The following is a 3831-nucleotide window of genomic DNA, read 5'->3' as shown; positions in this document are numbered from 1 at the left end:
GCGCCCCCCCCGCCGCGCCCGCCGCCCCCGCCGGCCCCGCCGCCGCGCGCCCGCCCCACGACCCGGCCGGGCCGGCCCGGGTCGGGGTCTGCTCCCTTCGGCACCGCCGGTCGGGGGCGGGATCGCCGCGGGAGGTGATCTGCTTCGATCCGCAGCGTCGGAGCTGCGGTGGGAGTGCGGCCGGGAGGGGATCGCGGGTCGTCCGCATCCCGTCCCTGCGCTGTACGCCTACGAGGCACACGTACTTCGTATACGAGTCTGCTCGCACTCCGTGAGCAGGTCAAGGGCGGACCGGGCCGCCTCCCGCGTCAGACCCGGGCGCCGAGCATCCGCAGCACCAACTCGCCGTAGCGGCGCCCGAGTTCCTCCGGCGTCTCGGTCGAGTTGTCGGTGTACCAGCGGGAGACGTCGATGCCCAGCGAGGTGACCGCGCGAGCCGCCGTGCGCACCTCCGCCACCTGGAAGTCCCCCGCCGCCACACCGGCCCCGATCAGCGTGCTGACCTCGCGCTCGATGTCCAGGCGCAGCGCCGCGACCACCGCGTAGGCGTCCTCGGGCAGCGCGTGCAGCTCGTAGTTGACCACCCGGCCGACCGTCCGGGCCCGGGCGTGCCAGGCGGTGAACTGCTCGACCAGCCGCCGCATCCGTTCGGCCGGGCCGCCCTCGCCGGCCGCCGCGTTCCGGACCAGGGTCAGCGTGGCGGCGTGCCCGGCCCGGCTGATCTCGGCCAGCAGCGCGGCCTTCGACTGGTAGTGGATGTACAGCGCCGCCGGGCTCATCCCCGCCGCGGTGGCGATGTCCCGGGTCGTGGTGGCGTGGAAGCCGCGCTCCGCGAACGACTCGACGGCGGCCTGGAGCAGCCGGTACGCCGCTTCGGGGCGGGCGTCGGCGCCGGGCAGGGTCGGCCAGAGGTCGGCGAGCGGGGTGCTGGTCATGGCGTCATCCTCCCAGAGAACTCGTACACGCTTTCCCTCCGACCGCCCGCCCGGCCCGACCGTCGACCATCATCCGGCCCGACCGTCGGCCACCGCTCGGGCCGGGGGTGGGCGGCCGGCGGAGTGTTGACAGGCTCCCGCACCGACAGCATGCTGAGCAAGCGCTTAGTCAGCTGGCAGAGATCCTCGCACGAAAGGCGGGACGCTCCGTGGTGCACTCCTTCAAGGGCCGGGTGGCCGTCGTCACCGGGTCGAGCCGGGGCATCGGCCTCGGCATCGCCCGCGAGCTGGTCGACCGCGGGGCCAAGGTCTGCCTCACCGCCCGCAACCCGGAACCGCTCGCCGAGGCCGTCCGCGACCTGGGCGGCCCGGACAACGCGATCGCCGTCGCGGGCAAGGCCGACGACCCGGCGCACCAGGAGGAGGCCGTCACCCGCACCCTGGAGGCCTTCGGGCGGCTCGACCACCTGGTCAACAACACCGGCATCAACCCGGTGTACGGGCCGGTCCTGGACACCGACGAGGCCGCCGCCGCCAAGATCCTCGCCGTCAACGTGCTCGCCCCGCTGGCCTGGACCCGCCGCGCGCACGCCGCCTGGATGGGCGAGCACGGCGGCTCCGTCGTCAACGTCGCCTCCATCGCCGGCATCCGCTCCTCGCTCGGGATCGGCATGTACGGCGTCAGCAAGGCCGCGCTGATCCGGCTCACCACCGAACTCGCCGCCGAACTGGGCCCGCAGGGCATCCGGGTCAACGCCGTCGCCCCCGCCGTGGTCAAGACCAAATTCGCCGAGGCGCTGTACGAGGGCCGCGAGGAGAAGGTCGCCAGGGCCTACCCGCTCGGCCGCCTCGGCGTCCCCGAGGACATCGCCGGCGCCGTCGCCTTCCTGCTCTCCCCGGACGCCGGCTGGATCACCGGCCAGACCCTGGTCGTGGACGGCGGGGTCACCCTCGGCGGTGGAATGTGACCCCCGGGGACGTCGACGACCCGACAGCCGACAGCGGGACGTCCGACAGCCGGGCGTTCGACGGCCGGGGCGTGGTGGTGACCGGCGGCGGCCGGGGCATCGGCGCCGCGCTGGCCCGGGCCTTCGCCGCGGCCGGCGCCCGGGTGGCGGTCAACGACCTGGACGCCGGGGCCGCCCACGCCGTCGCGAAGGAGTGCGCGGGCACCGCACTGCCCGGGGACGCCGCCTCCGCCGAGGGGATCGCCGACCTGGTCGGCCGGGCCCGCGCCGAACTCGGCGAGATCGACGTGTGGTGCGCCAACGCGGGCGTCGCCCCGGTGGGCGGCGCGGACGCGCCCGCCGCGGCCTGGACGAGCGCCTGGGAGGTCAACGTCATGGCCCACGTCCGGGCCGCCGAACTGCTGCTCCCCCGCTGGCTGGAGCGCGGCGAGGGCCGGTTCCTGGCCACCGTCTCCGCCGCCGGGCTGCTCACCATGCTGGGCTCGGCCCCGTACTCGGTGACCAAGCACGGCGCGCTGGCCTTCGCCGAGTGGCTCTCCGCGACCTACCGCCACCGGGGCCTGCGGGTGCACGCGCTCTGCCCGCAGGGCGTGCGCACCGATCTGCTCGCCTCCACCGGCGCGGTCGGCGAGGCGCTGCTGGCCCCGACCGCGCTCGACCCGGCGGACGTCGCCGGGGCGGCCCTGGACGGGATGCGCGCGGAGCGCTTCCTGCTCCTGCCGCACCCCGAGGTCGCCGACTACTGCCGCGCCCGGGCCACCGCGCCGGACCGCTGGCTCACCGGGATGAACCGGCTCCAGCAGGGGCTGGAGAGGAGTGAACTGCTGTGAGGGCGTGGCAGGTTGACGAGCTCGGCGAGCCCGCCGAGGTGATGCGGCTGGTCGAGGACGTCGCGCGGCCGGTACCCGGCCCGGGGCAGCTGCTGGTGCGGGTACGGGCGGCGGCCGTCAACTTCCCGGACGCGCTGATGGTGCGCGGGCAGTACCAGGTCCGCCCGCCGCTGCCGTTCACGCCCGGCGTGGAACTGTGCGGCGAGGTGGTGGACGGCGCCCGGCGGGGCGAGCGGCTGATCGGCAACCCGGTGCTGCCGCACGGCGCCTTCGCCGAGTACGCGCTGCTGGACGCCGCCGCCGCGTTCCCGGCGCCCGAGGTGCTGGACGACGCCGAGGCCGCCGCCCTGCACATCGGCTACCAGACCGCCTGGTTCGCGCTGCACCGCCGGGCCCGGCTGCGGGCCGGCGAGACCCTGCTGGTGCACGCGGCCGCCGGCGGCGTCGGCAGCGCGGCGGTCCAGCTCGGCCGGGCCGCCGGGGCACGGGTGATCGCCGTGGTCGGCGGGCCGTCGAAGGCCGAGGCGGCGCGGGCGCTCGGCGCGGACCTGGTGGTGGACCGCCGGGAGCGGGACTTCGTCGCCGCCGTCAAGGAGGCCACCGGCGGACGCGGCGCGGACGTGGTCTTCGACCCGGTCGGCGGCGAGGCCTACGCCGGCTCCACCCGGTGCATCGCCTTCGAGGGCCGGATCGTGGTCGTCGGCTTCGCCGCCGGGCAGATCCCCGCCCCGGCGCTCAACCACGCCCTGGTGAAGAACTACTCGATCCTGGGCCTGCACTGGGGCCTCTACAACACCCACGACCCGCGCGCCGTCCGCACCGCCCACGACGAGCTCGGCAGGCTCGCCGAGCAGGGCGCCGTCCGCCCCCTGGTGAGCGCCCGGGTGCCGCTGGCCGCCGCCCCGGACGCCGTCCGGCTCGTCGCCGCCGGGCACAGCACCGGCCGGATCGCCGTCCTCGGCGACTGACCCGCCGCGCGGCTCGGACCGCGACACGGGGCGAGGCCACCGCCCCGCCGCGGTGGGCGGGCCCCCCCCGCACCCCGCGCCCGCCGACGCGGTGGCGGATAAACATAAAAGAGCCCACCAGACCACAGCG

4 protein-coding genes are annotated in these 3831 nt (G+C 76.3%); 3 read left to right on the top strand and 1 reads right to left on the bottom strand.

The annotated features are described in order from the left end of the window. Positions 1 to 308: 308 nt before the first annotated feature. A complete protein-coding gene (locus ACWGKU_RS39580) occupies positions 309 to 935 on the bottom strand; it encodes a TetR/AcrR family transcriptional regulator (RefSeq protein ID WP_401053394.1) in 627 nt (208 codons plus the stop codon). A 209-nt stretch (positions 936 to 1144) separates the two neighbouring features. On the opposite strand from ACWGKU_RS39580, the gene ACWGKU_RS39575 reads away from it, so the two are divergent. The 3 genes from ACWGKU_RS39575 to ACWGKU_RS39565 are packed head-to-tail and all read left to right on the top strand — an operon-like array spanning position 1145 to position 3701. Beyond that, complete coding sequence (locus ACWGKU_RS39575) at positions 1145 to 1903, top strand: SDR family oxidoreductase (protein WP_380551174.1); 759 nt, start codon at positions 1145 to 1147, stop codon at positions 1901 to 1903. Next, complete coding sequence (locus tag ACWGKU_RS39570; protein ID WP_401051452.1) at positions 1900 to 2733, top strand: SDR family oxidoreductase; 834 nt, start codon at positions 1900 to 1902, stop codon at positions 2731 to 2733. The genes ACWGKU_RS39575 and ACWGKU_RS39570 overlap by 4 nt, the downstream gene beginning before the upstream one ends. Beyond that, positions 2730 to 3701 carry an NADPH:quinone oxidoreductase family protein gene (locus ACWGKU_RS39565; RefSeq protein WP_401051444.1) on the top strand — a complete coding sequence of 324 codons (972 nt, stop codon included), beginning with the start codon at positions 2730 to 2732 and terminating at the stop codon, positions 3699 to 3701. Before ACWGKU_RS39570 ends, ACWGKU_RS39565 begins: the two co-directional genes overlap by 4 nt. The last annotated feature ends 130 nt before the right edge of the window (positions 3702 to 3831 follow it).

It is taken from the genome of Kitasatospora sp. NPDC054768 (assembly GCF_053612025.1).
Note: the sequence above shows the minus strand (reverse complement) of the source record. Positions and strands in the feature narration are given on the sequence as shown.